The sequence below is a fragment of the Paraburkholderia sp. RL18-101-BIB-B genome (genome assembly GCF_046026985.1).
Lineage (GTDB): Bacteria > Pseudomonadota > Gammaproteobacteria > Burkholderiales > Burkholderiaceae > Paraburkholderia.
The window spans coordinates 66998-85372 of sequence record NZ_JARESV010000020.1 but is presented as its reverse complement, the minus strand read 5'-3'; the positions used below and the strand labels follow the sequence as shown (position 1 = coordinate 85372).

Genomic DNA, 18375 nt, shown 5'->3' with positions numbered 1-18375 from the left:
TGCGCGACGAATCACCCGAGTTGATCGAGAATCGCCGGATTTTCCAGTGTAGATATGTCCTGGGTGATTTCTTCGCCGGCCGCAAGCGAACGCAGCAAACGGCGCATGATCTTCCCTGAACGGGTTTTCGGCAGATTCTCGCCGAAGCGGATTTCCTTGGGCTTTGCAATCGGCCCGATCTCCTTGCCGACCCAGTTGCGCAACTCATTCGCGATTCTGATCGCCACGTCACCGGTTGGCCGCTCGCCCTTCAACACCACGAACGCGACGACGACTTCGCCGGTAGTCTCGTCAGCGCGCCCGACAACAGCGGCCTCCGCAACCAGCGGATTGGCGACCAATGCCGATTCGATCTCCATGGTGCCGAGCCGGTGGCCCGATACGTTGAGCACGTCGTCGATCCGACCGGTAATCGTGAAGTAGCCCGTGTCTTCGTCACGGACCGCCCCGTCACCCGCGAGATACAGCTTGCCGCCGAGTTCTTCGGGAAAGTAGCTCTTCGTGTAGCGGTCCGGATCGCCCCATACGTTGCGCAGCATCGAAGGCCATGGACGTTTGACGACAAGGATGCCGCCCTGCCCGTTCGGCACATCGCGCCCGGTCTCATCGACCACCGCGGCCATGATGCCCGGCAACGGCAGCGTGCATGAGCCCGGCACGAGCGGCGTGGCGCCCGGCATCGGCGCGATCATGTGACCACCCGTTTCGGTTTGCCACCAGGTGTCGATAACGGGGCAATGGCCGTGACCGACGTGCTCATAGAACCATGTCCACGCAGCCGGGTTGATCGGCTCGCCGACCGTGCCGAGCAGACGCAGCGTCGACAGGTCGAAGCGGTCCGGATGAACCTTCGGATCGGAATCGGCCAGCTTGATCAGCGAGCGGATGGCGGTCGGTGCGGTGTAAAACACGGTCACCCGGTGTTTCGCGATCATCTCCCAGAAGCGGCCGGCGTTCGGCCACGTCGGCACGCCCTCGAACACGACCTGGGTTGCGCCGATTGCCATCGGACCATACGCAATATAGCTATGACCGGTGATCCAGCCAATGTCGGCGGTGCACCAGAACACGTCGCTACGCTTTGCGTCGAAAGTCCACTTCATGGTCTGCGCGGCCCACATCAGGAAGCCACCCGTAGAGTGCTGCACGCCCTTCGGCACGCCGGTCGAACCGGAGGTATAAAGGATGAAGAGCGGATGCTCCGCGCCCACCCATTCCGGCTCGCAAACGTCTGCCTCGGCTTGCGTGAGATCATGCATCCACAGGTCGCGCCCTTCGTGCCACGCGACCTTGCCGCCCGTGCGCCGATAGACGATCACGCTCTTCACCGCGTCGCAGCCGCCCATCGCGAGGGCTTCATCTGCAATGTTCTTCAGAGGCAACGCCTTGCCGCCGCGCATCTGCTCATCGCAAGTGACGAGCGCAATCGCCCCCACATTGACAATCCGTTCATTGAGCGACTTCGACGAAAAGCCGCCGAACACGACTGAATGCGTCGCGCCGATCCGGGCGCAGGCCTGCATGGCCACGATGCCTTCGATCGACATCGGCATATAGATCACCACGCGGTCGCCTTTTTTCACACCGCGGGTTCGCAGCGCGTTGGCAAAGCGGCTCACCCGTTCGAGCAACGCGCGATAGGTGACATGCGTGACAGTACCGTCGTCGGCTTCAAAAATCACGGCGACATGGTCCCCGTTACCCGCTTCGACATGGCGGTCGAGGCAGTTGTACGAGGCATTCAGGGTCCCGTCTTTAAACCATTCATAGAACGGCGCGCGGGATTCATCAAGAATCGAGGAAAACGGCGTTTTCCATTGCAGCGTTTCGCGTGCGAGACGGGCCCAGAATCCGGTGTAATCGCGCTCCGCCTCGGCAACCAGCGCGCGATAGGCATCCATGCCGGATATCTCGGCGTAAGCCGCGACACTGGGGTGTGGGAGGAATGCCTGTGGCTCCTCCAGAGTCGAATCGGTAGTTGACATCATGTGTTCCTCGCACGCTTTTGCGCGTGCTTGAAAAATGCTTTCCGGCAAGCCGTCGCGCCGCCGTGGCGCAATGACCGGGCATGGCAATAGAAATCGGTGAGGGAGATCGTGACACGAGAGATTGCTTCGTTTCCGGTGGCTGCGCGACGCCAGGACCTTGCAATGACGGTGCACGCGCAGTGACCAGAAGTCGGTACGGTGGCGTACCAGTCTGGGAAATCCGCTTCGCTACGGAGATCGCCGGCCAGGCCGCGATCGATCTAAACCCAGGTATCAACCGTAAAGACGAAGACGTAGCGAAAATTGCCTCAGGGCGTCGATGCGACTTTGTTCCGCACGATGGCACCAGTCCTGCAACTGGCAGAGTAGCTGTTCACGAGAGAGATTCGAGCGCGTCCAGATTGCCGACAGATCCTCGCGCAATTCGACGTAGACACGAAGCGTCGGGGCGTGGTCGTATAGCCCTTTGGGCACCGGTTGACACGCCTTGGCTTGCCCTGCCTGCCCGTCGTCGCGAAACCAGTGTCTGACGCCACGCATAAGCAGGGCTTTCTCGCGGCGGCTCGTGTATTTCACATGCACCAGTTCCTGCCGGAAGGCACGCTCAGCCGTTCGGGCATAGCTTGCCATCACCTCGAAACGGTTTCGAAGGACAGCTTGCAGCGTGTCGTCGTCGATCTCCGCTTTACCTTTGACCAGATGCGGCCGCAGCGCCACTTTCCTGACCGTGGCCAGCCCAAGCGCGGAAAGGACGCAAATGTACATCCAACCGATGTCGAACTCGTACCATCGGTTCGACAACTTTGCGGATGTCGCATAGGCGTGGTGATTGTTGTGCAGTTCTTCGCCGCCGATCAGCACGCCGATGGGAATCACGTTCGTGCTCGCATCAGGAGTGCCGAAGTTGCGGTAACCCCAGAAATGCCCCAGACCGTTGACCACGCCGCCAGCCCAGAAAGGAATCCAAATCATCTGAATGGCCCACACCGACACACCAACGATTCCAAACAACGCGACATCGATTACGATCAGCAGGCTGATGCCGAGGTTCGGATACTTCGCATAGACGTTCCGCTCAATCCAGTCGACCGGCGTGCTGTGGCCGAACCTGCGCAGTGTTTCCTCGTTATTCACTTCAGTGCGATAGAGTTCGGCACCTCCGAGCAGTACTTTCCAGATGCCCTTGATTTGTGGGCTGTGAGGATCTTCTTGTGTCTCGCACTTCGCGTGGTGCTTGCGGTGCACCGCAGCCCACTTGCCTGTCACCATGCCGGTCGTCATCCACAGCCAGAACCGGAAAAAATGGCTGACGAGAGGATGTAGGTCGAGTGCGCGGTGAGCCTGGCACCGGTGCAGGTAGACCGTCACACTGACAATCGTGACGTGCGTCGATATCAGCGTAGCCAGCAGGATCTGCCACCCGGAAAGGGCAAGCAGGCCGTCCGAGAGGAATGCGAGCGAAGTACTGAACAAGTTGGCCTTCTTTCTACAGCAACGTAGCGCCGATCCGAACGTTTCGCTGCCGATCAGTCGTATCGCGCAGCGTGCAAGACCTTCAGCATGCCGGAATTCGTAGGAGGCGTCGGTACGGTGCCGCACCGGTTGACAACACTTCGTGACAGGTGCGCGCTTAAGTGGGGACAGCGTGGCGGTAGAAGTGGAGGTTCTTCGCCGAAGGTTGCCGCGCACCCGGAGCGAAATGTCCGGGATCGCAGCACCCGGCCAGATGAGAGCTTTGCGCGAACTAGGGTGACATTGTCCCTAAGCGGACATTGAACGCGCTCATCCGCCGCGTCCACGCGTTGTGGCCGCGTTCACTGGCCATAGACGTCAAAGTCGAAATATTTTTTCGCGATCCTGTCGTATGTGCCGTCCGCGCGTGTGTCGGCGATCGCTTTGTCGATCTTCGCCTTCAGGTTGGTGTCTTCCTTGCGCAAACCGATAGCAGTGCCGCTTCCGAGCGTCTTCGCATCGTAAAGCGCATTCCCGGCAAACGCAAAATCCTTGCCTCGCGCCGTGCGCAGGAAACCGACGTCAGCCTGCACGGCGTTCTGCAGCGATGCGTCGATGCGGTCAGCGATCAGGTCGGAGTAAACCAGATCCTGATCCTGGTAAGAGACGATCACCGCGCCGACCGGCTCCCAGTACGTCTTCGCATAAGTTTCCTGGATCGAGCCCTGCTCGACGCCAATTCGCTTGCCCTTCAGCGTTTCCGGCGTCGGCGTGATCGCCGAGCCCTTCTTCGCAACGAGGCGTGTCGGGATACGGAACACCTTCGACGAAAACGCGATCTGCGCCTGACGCGCCGGCGTCATCGACATTGTCGACAGCACGCCGTCGAACTTGCGCCCCTTCAGCGCCGGAATCATCCCGTCGAACGCGTTTTCGACCCACACGCATTTTGCGTTCAGACGGCGGCAGATCTCATTGCCCAGGTCGATGTCGAAGCCGACGAGCTTGCCATCGGCGGATTTCGATTCGAACGGCGGATAGCTCGCGTCGACACCGAACCGCACGGTCGACCATTCCTTCGCGATCGCGTTGCCGGAAGATATGGCCAGCAGCGCAATGGTCAGGCTTGCAAGCAGGTATTTCATGTTTCTCCTTTCATGATTTTTTAAACGAATGAGCGGCGGGCCCCGTTGTCGGAGCCACGTCCGGCGCGCAGCGCCCGCCATTCGACCGTAATTTGTCCGGTCTGACCAATTCATTAAAAAAATCAACTCATGCGTGCGGTGCATGTCAACACGCCACCGGCCGGCGGCCGAGTTCCTGACGCGCCTTTTCATTCCATGACGAGATGAGCGGGCGTCGGACTGAGGCAAGGCCCACGGAATGGAAGGCGCAGCCGTCAGGACGGCTGCGCCTTCGCCGACAACGTCAGACAGTCTGACCCGCGCCGAGGTCCGCACCTGTCGTCGGATCCGAAGCCACATCCGACGCCGTTCTCGATGCCATGGCCTGCAACACCTTCACGTCGCGTTGCGATACGTTGACGGTGGCCATGCCGTCACCGCCATCCACGGCCGGCTCCGGAGACTCGACGAACTCCCAATCCGGGCCTTCGTTCCATGGCCCACGCGGCGCATCGTCGCCTCGCGACATGTTGTAGTACACACTCGTGTATTGCGGCACGCCAGGGAGCTTGCCCTGCGGAAAGTTTGGCTGGATCGAATGCAACGCCTTCTCGAACGATTTCTGGTGGGCGATTTCTCGTGTCATCAGAAAGCCGAGTGTTTCCTTGATGCCCGGATCGTCGGTGACATTGATCAGGCGTTCATAGACGATCTTCGCGCGAGCTTCTGCCGCGATGTTCGAGCGCAGATCGGCCGTCGGATCGCCGATCGTGTCGACATAGGAGGCGCACCAGGGCACGCCGGCCGAATTGGTCAGGGCCGGGCCGCCGCCGTACAGCAGCGCCGTCGTGTGGGAGTCGTTTCCTCCCCCCGTCATCGAACGATAGAGCTCCGCCTCCGCTTCCACGGCTTCGGCCAGTTGGCCCTTGGCACTTTTGTTCAGCATCGCGACGATCGAGCCAACGATTTCCAGATGGCTCAGCTCTTCGGTTGCGATATCGAACAACAGATCCTTACGGCCAGGATCATCTTCGCCGACTGCCTGGGTGAAGTACCGGCAGGCGGCACCGAGTTCGCCCTGCGGCCCACCGAATTGCTCCAGCAGCAGATTCGCAAGACCCGGATTCGGCGCGGCGACGCGCACGGTGTACTGGAGGCGTTTGTTATGGATGAACATGAGGTTTCTCCGGTAACTGGCCGAAGCAACTCCGTACGGGTGCAGACGTGGACCTGTTATGTCCCTGTACCTGTCCAGAGTCGCATGCGACCATGGATCAACCCGGACAGCGGTGCAACCGAATGGCTGCCCGCACCCAACGGTGGGCGTCCGGCTCTCAGAGCGGACGCTCTGGCGGATGCACGGCGGAAATGCCGTGCATGGCAACGCATTGCCGATCGTTGTTCAGCATGCGCTGTGCCCATCGTGCAAATACCGTTGCTCAACTGGCCATGCGGGGCTAGCACCATGGCTCTGCGGAAAAATCAGCGAGGTGGCGCCGACGCCTCGTGAGTTCAATTGACAGGCACGCCCGCAAGTACAGAAGAGTTATTTACGTGCTCGCCGCCAGGCATTTGGGTAACGGCACAGTGAATTGCTACCTGGTGCGCGGCAGTCGTACGGCGAACGCAGTTTCGCCTTGTCCGGAATGCACTTCGATCTCGCCCCCGTGAGCCTTCGCAATTTCGCGCACGATATACAGTCCGAGACCGAGGTGGCTGTCCTCCTCGTAGCCTTCCTCAGGACCCACGCCGCGCCTCAGAGGCTCAAAAATCTGTTCCATGGCTAGCGGCTCAATTGAAGTTCCGCTATTTGCGACAACGATACGAACATCCTCCGCCTCACCGGTCACAATGACATGCACCGGTGTATTCGGCGCGCCGTACTTGACTGCGTTCAGAACGAGATTGCCGAGCAATTGTTGCAGACGTTTGCCGTCCCAATCGCCCTCGGATTTGCCCCGCATCTCCAGATCGAACTGGCGATCAGGATGTATTGTGCGAAGCTGGTCCAGTTCGTCGCGAAAGACGGTCGCGAGATCAATGTGGGTCGGAACGATGTTAATACCCAGACCGAGCTTCGTCCGGTTGAAATCACACAGATCGTCCAGCAGAGCCTGCATGCGCGAGCCGCTTCGGATCAGGCGGCTCGCAGCACTCGCCACCCTCTCCCCGGCATTCAACGCGGCGAGATACGACGCTGTCATCTGGATGGTCTGAAGCGGGCTGCGCATGTCGTGCCCGAGCATTCCAAGCAACAGGTTGCGAGCCTGCTCCACTTGCGCGCTGAAAAAGCTGACCGATTCGGCGAGCGCCTGATCGATTGCTTCGTTGAAGCGGATGACGTCGTCCATGACCAGTTCCTCGCGCGGGCATTGGTCCATCCATAGCCGCAGGACGCTGGCGCGCAGAGCGCGGTATTCGGCCGTCAGTTGCCGGATGTCGAAACCGCTTCGTGCTCGAAGAATGGCATGTGTTTGTGCCGCCGTCTCCGGGGCATCGATCATTCGGGGCGCGCGCCCCTGTGATTTTTCAAGTTGTGCTTCCTTCGTCTGGGCGGTCGACAGATCCTTCGCCACTGCCTCGAGAATCTGTTGCGCGTGGTCGCGTAAAGCCGGGGATTGCATATTCCCCGCGGCTGGCAACAGGGTGCCGGCGAACGCCTCCCATTGCGCCAGGATCGCTTCCATGTTCCGCAGGATGAAGTCAGCCAATCGCATGTGCGCCTCGAATAGTGGCAAAACCTTGAACTGCGCGGTGATGCCACGTCCATGTTACGCGGAAATCCGCCGTGCGATCGGTCCGGGTCCGCCAATTGCGTTCGTCCGCTACACGATCCGGAGAAACGGCGATGAAGCCTGTCCGCTCTCACCATTTACTCATTGCAGACGACGACCCTGCTCTGCTCGCCGCATACGTCCAGTATTTCGAGCTTCACGGCTACGAGATTCGAGCCACACGAGACGGAGCCGATGCGTTATCCGAGTACTGCCGGTGGTTTCCCGCAGTGGTTATTCTTGACGTCCAGATGCCTCGACTCGACGGTCGAGAGGTGGCCAGGAAAATCAGGGGTCTCAGGGGCAAGCCCATACCATTGCTTGTCGCGGTGTCCGGGTTGTCGTCGCAGACCGAGAGGGCCGTATCGCTCAGGTCCGGTTTCGATCACCATTTCGCCAAACCGGCCCAGCTTCCGGTCATTCTTTCCGCGATTGCTTTCCGCTCACGTACCCGCGACCCGGACATCGCCCAGCTTCAGAGCCGTTGTTGACCATCCGTTCTCGGAGCATGCGCACGCCGGCAACCTCGCAGATTCAACGGGCCGCACGAAGTTCGGACGGCTCGAAATAAAAACTCCTGTTCCCCGCCAGGCGCGCGACCATGAAGTCGATAAATGTCCTCACCCGCAGCGGCTGCTCGGTTCGATGACGATAGTAGATATAGACCGCCTCGCGCTGGGTGACATGCTGAACCAGCAACGGAACCAGTTGGCCGCTCCTGATCGGCGCGATGGCTGAAAAGCTGCCGAGTTGACCAATGCCGAGTCCGGCGATCACGGCCGCCGTCTCGGCGTCGGTGTCATTGACGCATAGGGCGGTGGCAACGTCGCGGTAGACGATTTCATCCCCGATCAGGAATTCCCACGGGGCCTGCTTGCCCGTGTTCGCGCGCCGGTATCCCGTGCAGCGGTGAGCGTCGAGTTCGTCGATAGTGCGCGGCGCGCCATGGCGCTCGATATAGGCGGGCGACGCGCAGACGATCAACTGGATCGGCAAAAGCCGCCGCGCGATGGTGCCACCCGACGGCGGAGACCCGCCGCGAAACCCCACATCGGCGCGATCGTTGATCAGGTCGGTGAAGTGGTCGTCGAGTTGCACATCGAGCTGCACGTTCGGATGCAATTCAGCGAATTCCAGAAAGTAAGGCCACAGCACCAGATGCCCTATCGCCCTTGGCGCGCTCACCCGCAGCGGGCCCGCAATCTCGGCTTTCGATCGGCGCGCGTCGTCGAGTGCGGACGAGAGGACGGCCAAAGCAGGCTTCACGCTGTCGAGCAGGCCCTGCCCCTCCTCGGTCAAACTCAGCTTGCGCGTGGTTCGATGGAAGAGCCGCACGCCCAGCTCCTTCTCCAGTTGCATCACCGCGTGGCTCGCGGCCTGCGGCGAAATGCCCTGATCCACGGCCGCCTTGCGCAGGCTTCCGAGTTCCGCCGCCCGGACGAATATGGTGATCGCACGAACTTCGTTCACCGCCACCCCCATTAGCAAATAAAAGTTGATTATCAGTCTAGCAATCTACGCCTAGTTCGTGCGAATCAATACTCCTATGATCCGTTCACACCCACCCCAAACGTAGGAGAAGCATCATGGTTGAACTCACGAAGAACGGCTTCAAGCGTGTCTGGTTCATCACGGGCGCGTCGCGCGGCCTGGGCGCGCTGATCGCCGAGGCGGCCCTGGCTGACGGCAATGCGGTGGTCGCCGCCGGCCGCAATGTTGCGGCGATCGTCGAGCGCCTCGGCGACTCGCCGGCATTGCTGCCCGTGGCGCTGGACGTCACGGACGAAGCGCAGGCGAAAGCCGCCGTTCAAGCCGCGCTCGAAAAATTCGGCCGTATCGACGTTCTGATCAACAACGCGGGATTCGGTTTGCTCGGCGCCATCGAGGAGTCCACCGACGCGGACGTGCGCCGCATGTACGACACCAACGTGTTCGGGCTGCTGACCGTCACGCGCGCCGTTCTGCCGGCGATGCGCTCGCAGCGCGCCGGTCACGTCATCAATATGTCGTCGATCGGCGGCTATCGGGCCGCGGCGGGATTCGGCGCGTACAGTTCGACGAAGTTCGCGGTCGAAGGCTTGACCGAAGCATTGCACGCCGAACTGAAGCCGCTCGGCATTCACGCGACGGTCGTCGAGCCAGGTTATTTCCGGACTGACTTCCTCGACACGTCATCGCTCGTCGTCGCACGCGAGGTCATTGCGGACTATGACGCGACATCGGGCAACGTGCGTCGGATCGCTGCCAACCTGAACCACAACCAACCGGGGAATCCCGCCAAGCTCGCAGCGGCGATGATCGAACTGGTCGATGCGCAAACGCCTCCGCTGCGTCTGCCGCTTGGCACCGATACGCTGAAGGCCATCGCTGACAAGAATGCCTATGTCGCGCAGGAAACCGAAACCTGGAAGGCCCTGTCGGCATCGACTGACTTCAACGATTGATAATTGACGCGATCAGATAGACGAGCGCCGGGTGACGGCCAGCAATTCCGTCCGGAAGACAAGCCGGGCGAATTGAGCAATCGAAGCCGTCACCGGTGAGATCGACAAAATAATCGCCGTAGGCAGAGCTCGTCTCGATGAGCGGAGCGAATGGCCTATCAATCACCGATCGCTCTGGCATCTTGCTCCGTATCCGCTTGCTTACGCATCAGCAGGAGCAACGCGATAAGCACGAGGACTATCGTCAAGCCGACGAAGAGCAGCGTCGCGCGTTGAATGTCGGACATCTGCACGGCGATACCAAGGCCGATCACAGGTAGCGAGATCGCCACATAAAGCACGACGAAAAAGCTGGACGTGACTTCCGCTCGCCGTTGCGCAGGCGCCGCCGCCGCGATCTCGCCCAACCCGGCGCGGAAGCTGATGCCCTGCCCGATGCCTGCCAGGGCCGTGCCGAGCAAAAGCGCGCCGAGCGATTGCGCCGGCACGCACAGGCCGACACACATCAGCCCCACGACGAGTCCCACGCAGCCGGCCGCTTGCCTCCATCGGGCAGTAATGAACGTCTGCACGATCTGCCCGAGGGCGGAGCACGCGAACAGCAGGAACACGATCGCGCCGGTCACGATGCCGCTGTGAAAGCCGAGTACACCGCGAATCAGTTGAGGGGCGACCGCCGCAAAGAAGCCCACCACGACGAAGCCTGCAAAGCCTGCCAGCGCGGCAGGAATAAACGCAGGGCGTACTTCGGCGGGAAGCGAAATTTTCTGGACGCCGAGCTTCACGCGCGAAGGAATCGCAGCGGTCTCCGGCACGCCAAGGACGATCAGTGCGGCAACACCGACCAGCACGAGATGCGCCGCATAAGGCAAGCGCATCGGCAAGGGAAACAGTTCGACGACGATGCCGCTTAGCAACGGGCCGCAACCCAGCCCCAGCATATTGGAGGCGGTAGCCGCGAGCATCGCTTTGCTGCGCCACGCAGGCGGCGCGAGTTCGATCACGGCGACGGTGGCGGTTCCTGTGAAGATGCCGGCGGAGATACCCGACAGCAGGCGGCCGAGCATCAGAAGCGCCAGCCCGTCGCTGAGCAGAAATGTCAGCGCCGACGCGGCCGACGCACACAGTCCCGCCAGCAGCATGCGACGACGGCCTAGCTGATCGGACCAGTTGCCGACCAGCAGCAGCGCACCCAGCACCCCGATTGCATACGACGCATAGATTACCGTGATGATGGTCGGGGTAAAACCATATTGCAGCTCGTAGTACCGATAGATCGCCGTTGGTAGCGTAGTGCCCATCATGTTGATCGCGAACGCCAACGCGACAGCCAGAAATGCGATCGGGGATTGCGGTGCGGCAGAAGCGGCTTTCATGAAACGTCCCAACGGTTGCTCGAACAGTGCGCGCAATTATGGGCAATTTCTCACGACCTTGCTGACAGCTCGACGCTCATGCTGAGCGTCGAGCTCCTCTTGCTACGACTACGCTAAGCGATGGGCACATCACGCGGACGTAGATGATCGCTCCGCTTTTCGCCGTGGTCGAACTCGCGGCGCGCCAATTCCATTTCACTCATGTGGGCTTCGACCCAATCCCATATCCCGCAGATCTTGTCGAGCAGGCTGCGTCCCAATGGCGTCAGCTGATAGTCGACTCGCGGCGGAATCACCGGATGCACGTAGCGCGTAACGAGGCCGTCACGCTCCAGCTGCCGCAATGTCTTGGTGAGCATTTTCTGGCTCACGCCCTCCACCACTTCGCGCAGCCGCGAAAAGCGCATCTCGCCGTGCGTGCCGAGCGCGTCGATGACGAGGATCGTCCACTTGTCCGCGATCTGCTCGATGATGTTGCGCGCGAGGTCATCGGTTTTTTTTTGCGGGTTGTCGTGCGCGCAAGCGCCGTCGTAGCAATTAGTTTCCATGGGGAAAGTATGAAACCGTCAGGTGCCTTCTTGTGATCGCCGGATGCCGCTGAAATAATCGGCTCGCCTGCCCGTTCGATGGGCACGTCGCCGTTAGTCAGATTGCATTCGACCCGTATGCGGTGCTTTACGCAGTGCTTTGATTAAAGAGCTTCACATGACTATTGAAACAATCGCAATTGAAGGTTTAACGACCCCCGTCTCACGCATCGGCCTTGGCACCTGGGCGATCGGCGGATGGATGTGGGGCGGCACCGACGAGAAAGACTCGATCGCGGTGATCCGCCGGGCGCTCGACAGCGGTGTCAATCTGATCGACACGGCACCGGTGTATGGCTTCGGCGCTTCGGAGGAGATTGTCGGCAAGGCGCTGGCCGACGGGTATCGGCACAAGGCGGTCATCGCGACCAAGGTCGCATTGGAATGGCACGACGGCGCAGTGTTTCGCAATTCGTCGCCAGAGCGCATTCGTCAGGAAGTAGAGGATACGCTTCGGCGCTTGCGGACAGATTACATCGACCTGTATCAGGTCCACTGGCCCGATCCGCTGGTGCCGATCGAAGAGACCGCCGCGGTGCTCGACGCTCTGCGCAAGGAAGGCAAGGTGCGCGCGCTGGGCGTGAGCAACTTCTCGCCGGCGCAAATGGATGCGTTCCGCCGTGTGGCGCCGCTGTCGGCCACGCAGCCGCCGTACAACCTGTTCGAGCGCGATATCGAGCGTGACGTGCTGCCGTATGCGAAACAGCATGGGCTCGTCGCGCTGGCCTATGGGGCATTGTGCCGCGGACTGCTGGCGGGGCGCATCGGCGTCGAGACGCGTTTCGAGGGCGACGATCTGCGCCAGCGCGATCCGAAGTTTCGCGAGCCGCGTCGCGAGCAGTATGTCGCGGCGGTGAAAGCACTGAACGTGTTCGCGCGCGATAACTTCGACAAGTCGGTGCTCGCGCTGGCCGTGCGCTGGGTGCTCGACCGCGGTCCGACGATCGCGCTGTGGGGTGCACGCCGTCCTGCGCAACTGGACGGGATCGACGATGTGTTCGGCTGGCATCTCGACGAGAAGGCGTTCGCGCAGATCGACGCGATTCTCGCGCAGTTCGTCAAGGATCCCGTGGGGCCGGAATTCATGGCGCCGCCGGAACGCGTACTCGTTGCGTGAAGGAGCCATCGATCATGCGAACTCATCGACGCACCTTCATGCTCCGTTCAATCGGTGCCGCAGCGCTCGCGATCACCGGACGCGCTGTCTGGGCCGCGCCCGCGCAACTTCAGGAGAGCGATCCCGCTGCGCAGGCGCTCGGGTACAAGACCGACGCCACTCACGTCGATCGCTCGAAATACCCCCATTACAGCGACAACCAGCGCTGCTCGAACTGCCAGTTCTTCCAGGGCAAGCCAGCCGACGCCAGCGCGCTGTGTGCGCTATTCGGCCCGAAGCAGGTGAACGGCGCGGGATGGTGCAACGCCTATCAGGCAAGAACATGAACGGTGCGCGCCGGTAAGGCGATGCCATGCAGCGTCGACAGGTGCGTGCGTCGACAACAAGGAGTGGACGGATGGAACTGATTGTGAATGGCGTGCGTCACAACCTCGACGCCGACGCGAATATGCCGCTGCTATGGGCGGTGCGGGACCTGTTGGGATTGCATGGCACCAAGTTCGGCTGCGGCGTGGGCGCATGCGGCGCATGCACCGTGCATCTGGATGGCGTGGCGGTGCGTTCGTGCGTGACCTCGCTGGCAGATGTCCAGGGCAAGCCCGTGACGACGATAGAAGGCTTGGGCAAAGGCGGCGAGCATCCCGTGCAGCGAGCGTGGAAAGCCGCCAATGTGCCGCAGTGCGGCTACTGCCAGCCTGGCCAGATGATGCAGGCAGCGTCGCTGCTGAAACAGACGCCGAAGCCGAGCGACGAGCAGATCGTCGAAGCGATGTCCGGCAATGTCTGCCGCTGCGGCACCTATCAACGCATCAAGATTGCCATCAAGGCAGCAGCGGAGCAGGCGTCATGAGTGAAATCGTCAATCTGAGCCGGCGCCGGGCGCTGAAGGGTACGTTGGCGGGCGGGATGGTGCTGGGCCTGCATGTCGGCGGCGCGCGCATGGCGTTTGCAGCGAGCCCGCTCGCTTCGGCGAGCGGCGCCAAAACCGTATTTGCGCCGAACGTCTATGTGTCGGTCGCGCCGTCCGGCGAAATCGTGCTGGTCGTGCATCGCTCCGAGATGGGCACCGGCATCCGCACCAGCCTCGCCATGATCCTCGCCGACGAACTCGATGCGGACTGGAACACCGTCGAAGTCGTGCAGGCGCGAGGCGATGCGAAGTACGGCGACCAGAATACCGATGGCTCGCGCAGCATTCGCCAGTTCTTCCAGCCACTGCGTGAAGCAGGCGGCGCCGCGCGGCAGATGCTGGTGGCAGCCGCCGCTGCGCAGTGGCGCGTGAGCCTGGCGAGCTGTCGGACTGAACCCGGCCATGTCGTGCATGCGGCGAGCGGACGGCGGCTTTCATACGGTGCGTTGGCGGTCGCCGCGGCACGTCAGCCGGTGCCCGGCGTCGCCACGCTGCGCCTGAAAAGCGAGGACACGTGGCGCTATATCGGCAAGTCGCTGCCAATCGTCGATCTCGACGACATCGTTCATGGCCGGGCGACGTACGGCATCGATGTCGTATTGCCGGGGATGAAGTACGCATCGGTCGAACGTGCCCCCGTTTATGGCGCAACGCTCAAGAGCGTCGACTCGAGTCAGGCGCTGAAGGTGCCCGGCGTGCTGCGCGTGGTGCGTATTCCAGCCGCCCCGCTGCCCGCCGGCTTCCGGCCGCTGGGCGGCGTCGCGGTAATTGCGACCAGCACGTGGGCCGCACTGCAAGGACGCCGGCAACTGAAGCTCGAATGGGACCTCGGGCCGAACGGCACGTACGATAGCCACGCGTATCGCAAGACGCTTGAAGACGCTGCGCAACAGCCTGGGAAGGTGGTGCGCAACAACGGCGATACATCGGGCGCGCTGAAGAACGCCACGCAACACGTATCGGCCGACTATTACGTGCCGCACCTCGCGCACGCGGCGATGGAGCCGCTGGCCGCGACGGCATCGTTTGCGAACGGCGCGGTCGAGGTCTGGACCGCGACGCAAAACCCGCAGCAGGCGCGTACCACCGTCGCACAGATGCTCGGCGTGCAGGAGCAGGCCGTGACGATCAATGTCACGTTGCTCGGCGGTGGCTTCGGCCGCAAGTCGAAGCCGGACTATGTGGCCGAGGCCGCATTCCTGGCGCGTGAAGCCGGCGCGCCCGTCAAGCTGACGTGGACACGCGAAGACGACATACGTAACGACTATTTCCACGCCGTGTGCGCGCAGCACATGGAAGGCGGACTCGACGCCCAGGGCGCGACGATTGCGTGGTTGCATCGCAGCGTGTTTCCGTCGATCGGTTCGACGTTCACGCCGAACGTGGTGTACGGCTCGGCGGGCGAACTCGGTCAGGGCGTGACCGACATGCCTTATGAAGTCGCCAATGTGCAATGCGAAAACGGCGCGGCGCCGGCGCATACACGCATCGGCTGGTATCGCTCGGTGTACAACATTCCGCACGGCTTCGCGCTGGGCTCATTCGCCGACGAACTCGCCGCTGCCGCGCGCCAGGACCCGGTGCGGCATCTGCTCGCGCTGCTGGGCAGTCCGCGCCATGTCGATCTGCATGCGCTGGGAGTCGACTATCCGAACTACGGCGCGTCGATCGACGAGTATCCGATCGATACCGCGCGCTATGCCGCCGTGGTCCGCGCGGCGGCGGTGCGTTCGAACTGGTCCGCCGCGTTGCCCGCCCGCCATGGACGCGGCATCGCCGTTCATCGCAGCTTTCTGACGTACGTCGCGGCGGTCGCGCAAGTGCAGGTTGCCGACGATGGCTCGGTGCGTGTAACGCGTGTCGATCTGGCGGTCGACTGCGGACGCATCGTCAATCCCGATCGTGTGATCGCGCAGTTCGAAGGCGCGGTGGTGATGGCGCTCGGCAACACGCTGTACAGCGAACTGACCTTCAGCAGCGGGGCCGCCGATCAGTCGAACTTCACGGACTATCGGGTCGCCCGTATCGACTCCGTGCCGGACACGCACGTGTACATCGTGCCGAGCGCCGCTCCGCCCGGCGGTGTGGGCGAACCGGGCGTGCCGCCGACATCGGCTGCGATCTGCAACGCGATCTTCAATGCGACGGGCAAGCGAATCCGGGCGTTGCCGGTGGATACCGCGCTATTGAAGCGGACGTGATCGGCGAATGGTTGAGTGCCGGAAGCAGCAGCTTGTGCGAGTCTCGCGATCACTTGATTTACCGACGGGCGACACGGCATAAGAGACGTTCCATCGGCCACGTCTCACTGTGTCGCGCCGGCGTGCCGCAATGCATCTTCCGCGGCCGGGTTGTGTTGTGCGATCGCCATTTGCAACGCGGTCCCGCCGCGCGCATCGACATGATTCGCGTCGGCGCCGTGCGCGACAAGCACCGCAATCATATCGAGCCGGCCGAATAACGCGGCGAACGACAATGCCGTTTCCCCCGCGTTGTTGGTTTGATCGATGGCGCAATGCGTGTCGAGCAGCGTCATTGCAATATTCGTCTCGCCTTTGAAGAGCGCGCCCATCAGCGCCGTGTTGCCATGCCGGTCGGCGGCGCAGGCGTTGGCGCCTGCGGAAAGTAAAGCCTTCAATGTCTCCGGATGATTGTCATACGCGCTAAGGATCAGCGCGGTATAGCCCTCGGGCGTCGTCGTCTCGAGCGGGAAATGGGCATCGATCAACGCCTGAACAATATCCGTGCGTCCCGCGCGCGCCGCGGCAAACCAGTCTTCGGTGTAACGCGGCGTGTCCGTCGCGGCCGAATACGTTCCCGGCTGATACACGTGTTGCGCACAACTGGCCGTCAACAGTGCGGCCAGGGCGGCGGCCGCCACGGTCCGAGCAAGGCGCCGGGCGGTGAAAGAGCATTGCATTACTACGTCCTCCGTGAGAAAGCCTGCCTAATCATTCGGGAAGCCTGCTTGCGCAGGCCTCCCGCGCAAGCTTCAGTTATCGCTCAGGTGTGCTGCCGCATCCTTCACTCGGGTGACATCCGCATGGGTCGCCTGCGCGAGGCGGGTGCCGTAGTCGGCATCAGCCTTATAGAAGTACGAGAGCATCGCGTACTTGTTCGCGTCGTTGGTCACGCGGCCAAGGTCGCCCGACAGCGCCGTAATCAGATCTGTCTTGTCGGTCGCGGACAGCGTCCGGTAGTACTCGCCGGCTTGACGGAAGTCGAGCGTCTTGTGAATCGCTCTCTGCTGGGTTGTCCCCTTCAGCGGCGTCTGCACGGACTTGTACTTGTCCTGCTGTGCGATTTCAGCGACTCCGGATGGCTCGTAGTTCACTTCGCCCTTTCGACCATCCTCATTCATCAAGCCGTCCTGGTTGTTGTTGTAGACCGGGACGATCGGACGGTTGATCGGCAACTGGTTGTAGTTCGGGCCGAGGCGATACATCTGCGTGTCGGCATAGGCGAACAGGCGGCCCTGCAACATCCGGTCTTCGGACGGCTCGATGCCCGGCACGAGCCGTGAAGGCGCGAATGCCGATTCTTCCGTGGACTCGAAGTAGTTATCCGGAATGCGGTTGAGCGTCATCGTGCCCACCTTCTGCTCCGGGATGGAGGACGGCCACACTTTCGTGTCATCGAGCGGATCGAAATCGAACTTGTCCAGATCCTTCGGCGAGAGCACCTGGATATAAAGATCCCATTGTGGATAGGAATGCGCCTTGACCGAGTTGTACAGGTCGTTGGTCATCATGTTCCAGTCGGCGCCGATCGAATGCGGGATATCCTGGGGACGAATGCCTTCGACGCCCTGACGGCTTTTCCAGTGGAACTTCACGTAGTGAACTTCCCCTTTCGCGTTCACGAACTTGAATGCGTGCACACCGAAACCGTCCATGTGACGATACGAATCCGGCATGCCCTCGTCCGTGTAGAGATGCGTCAGCATGTTCGTCGCTTCGGGCGAGTGAGCAAAAAAGTCGAACGCCAGATTCGGATCCTGCACACCCGTCACCGCCGACGGTTTGTTCGCATGCACGAAGTCAGGAAACTTGATGGCGTCGCGAATGAAGAAGATCGGCCAGTTGATGCCGACCATGTCCCAGTTGCCTTGCTGCGTGTAGAACTTGATAGCGAAACCGCGCGGATCTCGTGCCTGCTCGGGCGACCCGCGATAGCCCATCACCGTCGAGAATCGAACGAAGACCGGAGTCTTCGTTCCCGGCGTGAACACCTGGGCAGTGGTCAGCGAACTGAGGTCCGTAGTCGGCACGAACTCGCCGAAGAGACCTGTGCCGCGCGCATGAACGACGCGCTCGGGTATGCGCTCGCGATCGAAGCGTTGCAGTTTCTCGATGAGATGAGAGTCCTGCAAAAGAACCGGACCTTCAGGGCCCGCCGTCTGCGAATTCTGGTTGTCGCCGACCGGCGACCCGCTATCCCGGGTCATATCCGCGGCATGCGCCGGTTGAGCGATCGAGACTGCCGAGATGATTGAGAAAATGCTTGCCGCAATCTGTGTCTTCAGTATTTTCACGTTGTATTCCTGGGTTCAGTTAGAAGCCGGAGGAATCCTATTGCTCAGCTATTAGATTAGCCAATCTCT

General features: G+C 61.5%; 16 protein-coding genes. 6 read left to right on the top strand and 10 right to left on the bottom strand.

Features of this window, described 5'->3' with window-relative positions:
* Nucleotides 1-11: 11 nt before the first annotated feature.
* The 5 genes from acs to P0D73_RS25815 form a co-directional block, all read right to left on the bottom strand.
* Nucleotides 12-1985: an acetate--CoA ligase gene (gene acs / locus P0D73_RS25835; protein ID WP_408433371.1), complete on the bottom strand. Its 1974-nt coding sequence runs from the start codon at nucleotides 1983-1985 to the stop codon at nucleotides 12-14.
* Between the two features lie 276 nt (nucleotides 1986-2261).
* Nucleotides 2262-3461, bottom strand: coding sequence for a DesA family fatty acid desaturase (locus P0D73_RS25830; protein WP_408433304.1), 1200 nt, complete (start codon nucleotides 3459-3461; stop codon nucleotides 2262-2264).
* Between the two features lie 341 nt (nucleotides 3462-3802).
* Entirely contained in the window at nucleotides 3803-4585 is a 783-nt protein-coding gene (locus P0D73_RS25825) for an ABC transporter substrate-binding protein (protein WP_408176817.1), read from the bottom strand.
* Nucleotides 4586-4868: 283 nt separating this feature from the next.
* Nucleotides 4869-5741, bottom strand: a complete 873-nt coding sequence (locus tag P0D73_RS25820) for a manganese catalase family protein (RefSeq protein ID WP_132374546.1) — start codon at nucleotides 5739-5741, stop codon at nucleotides 4869-4871.
* A 418-nt stretch (nucleotides 5742-6159) separates the two neighbouring features.
* Complete coding sequence (locus tag P0D73_RS25815; RefSeq protein WP_408176816.1) at nucleotides 6160-7281, bottom strand: ATP-binding protein; 1122 nt, start codon at nucleotides 7279-7281, stop codon at nucleotides 6160-6162.
* Between the two features lie 131 nt (nucleotides 7282-7412).
* Here P0D73_RS25815 and P0D73_RS25810 point away from each other — a divergent pair, with 131 nt between their 5' ends.
* Complete coding sequence (locus tag P0D73_RS25810; RefSeq protein ID WP_408176815.1) at nucleotides 7413-7829, top strand: response regulator; 417 nt, start codon at nucleotides 7413-7415, stop codon at nucleotides 7827-7829.
* A 43-nt stretch (nucleotides 7830-7872) separates the two neighbouring features.
* Here the strand turns inward: P0D73_RS25810 and P0D73_RS25805 are convergent, their stop codons facing one another.
* Nucleotides 7873-8808 (bottom strand): LysR family transcriptional regulator, encoded by a 936-nt coding sequence (locus P0D73_RS25805; RefSeq protein WP_408311685.1) that lies wholly within the window; start codon nucleotides 8806-8808, stop codon nucleotides 7873-7875.
* A 116-nt stretch (nucleotides 8809-8924) separates the two neighbouring features.
* On the opposite strand from P0D73_RS25805, the gene P0D73_RS25800 reads away from it, so the two are divergent.
* Complete coding sequence (locus P0D73_RS25800) at nucleotides 8925-9782, top strand: oxidoreductase (protein WP_408176812.1); 858 nt, start codon at nucleotides 8925-8927, stop codon at nucleotides 9780-9782.
* Nucleotides 9783-9940: 158 nt separating this feature from the next.
* Here the strand turns inward: P0D73_RS25800 and P0D73_RS25795 are convergent, their stop codons facing one another.
* Together P0D73_RS25795 and P0D73_RS25790 are read right to left on the bottom strand one after the other, a co-directional pair.
* On the bottom strand, nucleotides 9941-11158 hold the full coding sequence (locus tag P0D73_RS25795) for an MFS transporter (protein ID WP_408282439.1): 1218 nt from the start codon (nucleotides 11156-11158) through the stop codon (nucleotides 9941-9943).
* 113 nt (nucleotides 11159-11271) lie between these two features.
* On the bottom strand, nucleotides 11272-11706 hold the full coding sequence (locus P0D73_RS25790; protein WP_408176810.1) for a winged helix-turn-helix transcriptional regulator: 435 nt from the start codon (nucleotides 11704-11706) through the stop codon (nucleotides 11272-11274).
* 157 nt (nucleotides 11707-11863) lie between these two features.
* Between P0D73_RS25790 and P0D73_RS25785 the strand changes: the two genes are divergently transcribed.
* From P0D73_RS25785 to P0D73_RS25770, 4 genes are all read left to right on the top strand, one after another.
* On the top strand, nucleotides 11864-12862 hold the full coding sequence (locus P0D73_RS25785) for an aldo/keto reductase (RefSeq protein ID WP_408176808.1): 999 nt from the start codon (nucleotides 11864-11866) through the stop codon (nucleotides 12860-12862).
* A 14-nt stretch (nucleotides 12863-12876) separates the two neighbouring features.
* The gene (locus P0D73_RS25780) at nucleotides 12877-13188 is read left to right on the top strand and encodes a high-potential iron-sulfur protein (RefSeq protein ID WP_408176807.1); all 312 of its coding nucleotides are present in this window, start codon (nucleotides 12877-12879) and stop codon (nucleotides 13186-13188) included.
* Between the two features lie 71 nt (nucleotides 13189-13259).
* Nucleotides 13260-13712 (top strand): (2Fe-2S)-binding protein, encoded by a 453-nt coding sequence (locus P0D73_RS25775; RefSeq protein WP_132374537.1) that lies wholly within the window; start codon nucleotides 13260-13262, stop codon nucleotides 13710-13712.
* On the top strand, nucleotides 13709-15973 hold the full coding sequence (locus P0D73_RS25770) for a xanthine dehydrogenase family protein molybdopterin-binding subunit (protein WP_408433302.1): 2265 nt from the start codon (nucleotides 13709-13711) through the stop codon (nucleotides 15971-15973). Before P0D73_RS25775 ends, P0D73_RS25770 begins: the two co-directional genes overlap by 4 nt.
* Before the next feature lie 104 nt (nucleotides 15974-16077).
* On the opposite strand, the gene P0D73_RS25765 is transcribed toward P0D73_RS25770, so the two are convergent.
* Nucleotides 16078-16692: an ankyrin repeat domain-containing protein gene (locus P0D73_RS25765; protein ID WP_408176805.1), complete on the bottom strand. Its 615-nt coding sequence runs from the start codon at nucleotides 16690-16692 to the stop codon at nucleotides 16078-16080.
* Between the two features lie 72 nt (nucleotides 16693-16764).
* Nucleotides 16765-18219 carry a catalase gene (locus P0D73_RS25760; protein ID WP_408433369.1) on the bottom strand — a complete coding sequence of 485 codons (1455 nt, stop codon included), beginning with the start codon at nucleotides 18217-18219 and terminating at the stop codon, nucleotides 16765-16767.
* Between the last annotated feature and the right edge of the window lie 156 nt (nucleotides 18220-18375).

Bases quoted from the DNA above. Each gene is read 5' to 3' on its own strand.
- P0D73_RS25800 (WP_408176812.1), top strand. From the start codon at position 8,925: ATGGTTGAACTCACGAAGAACGGCTTCAAGCGTGTCTGGTTCATCACG.
- P0D73_RS25785 (WP_408176808.1), top strand. From the start codon at position 11,864: ATGACTATTGAAACAATCGCAATTGAAGGTTTAACGACCCCCGTCTCA.
- P0D73_RS25820 (WP_132374546.1), bottom strand. From the start codon at position 5,741: ATGTTCATCCATAACAAACGCCTCCAGTACACCGTGCGCGTCGCCGCG.
- P0D73_RS25780 (WP_408176807.1), top strand. From the start codon at position 12,877: ATGCGAACTCATCGACGCACCTTCATGCTCCGTTCAATCGGTGCCGCA.
- P0D73_RS25775 (WP_132374537.1), top strand. From the start codon at position 13,260: ATGGAACTGATTGTGAATGGCGTGCGTCACAACCTCGACGCCGACGCG.
- P0D73_RS25815 (WP_408176816.1), bottom strand. From the start codon at position 7,281: ATGCGATTGGCTGACTTCATCCTGCGGAACATGGAAGCGATCCTGGCG.
- P0D73_RS25760 (WP_408433369.1), bottom strand. From the start codon at position 18,219: ATGACCCGGGATAGCGGGTCGCCGGTCGGCGACAACCAGAATTCGCAG.
- P0D73_RS25765 (WP_408176805.1), bottom strand. From the start codon at position 16,692: ATGCAATGCTCTTTCACCGCCCGGCGCCTTGCTCGGACCGTGGCGGCC.
- P0D73_RS25790 (WP_408176810.1), bottom strand. From the start codon at position 11,706: ATGGAAACTAATTGCTACGACGGCGCTTGCGCGCACGACAACCCGCAA.
- P0D73_RS25810 (WP_408176815.1), top strand. From the start codon at position 7,413: ATGAAGCCTGTCCGCTCTCACCATTTACTCATTGCAGACGACGACCCT.
- P0D73_RS25825 (WP_408176817.1), bottom strand. From the start codon at position 4,585: ATGAAATACCTGCTTGCAAGCCTGACCATTGCGCTGCTGGCCATATCT.
- acs (WP_408433371.1), bottom strand. From the start codon at position 1,985: ATGTCAACTACCGATTCGACTCTGGAGGAGCCACAGGCATTCCTCCCA.
- P0D73_RS25795 (WP_408282439.1), bottom strand. From the start codon at position 11,158: ATGAAAGCCGCTTCTGCCGCACCGCAATCCCCGATCGCATTTCTGGCT.
- P0D73_RS25770 (WP_408433302.1), top strand. From the start codon at position 13,709: ATGAGTGAAATCGTCAATCTGAGCCGGCGCCGGGCGCTGAAGGGTACG.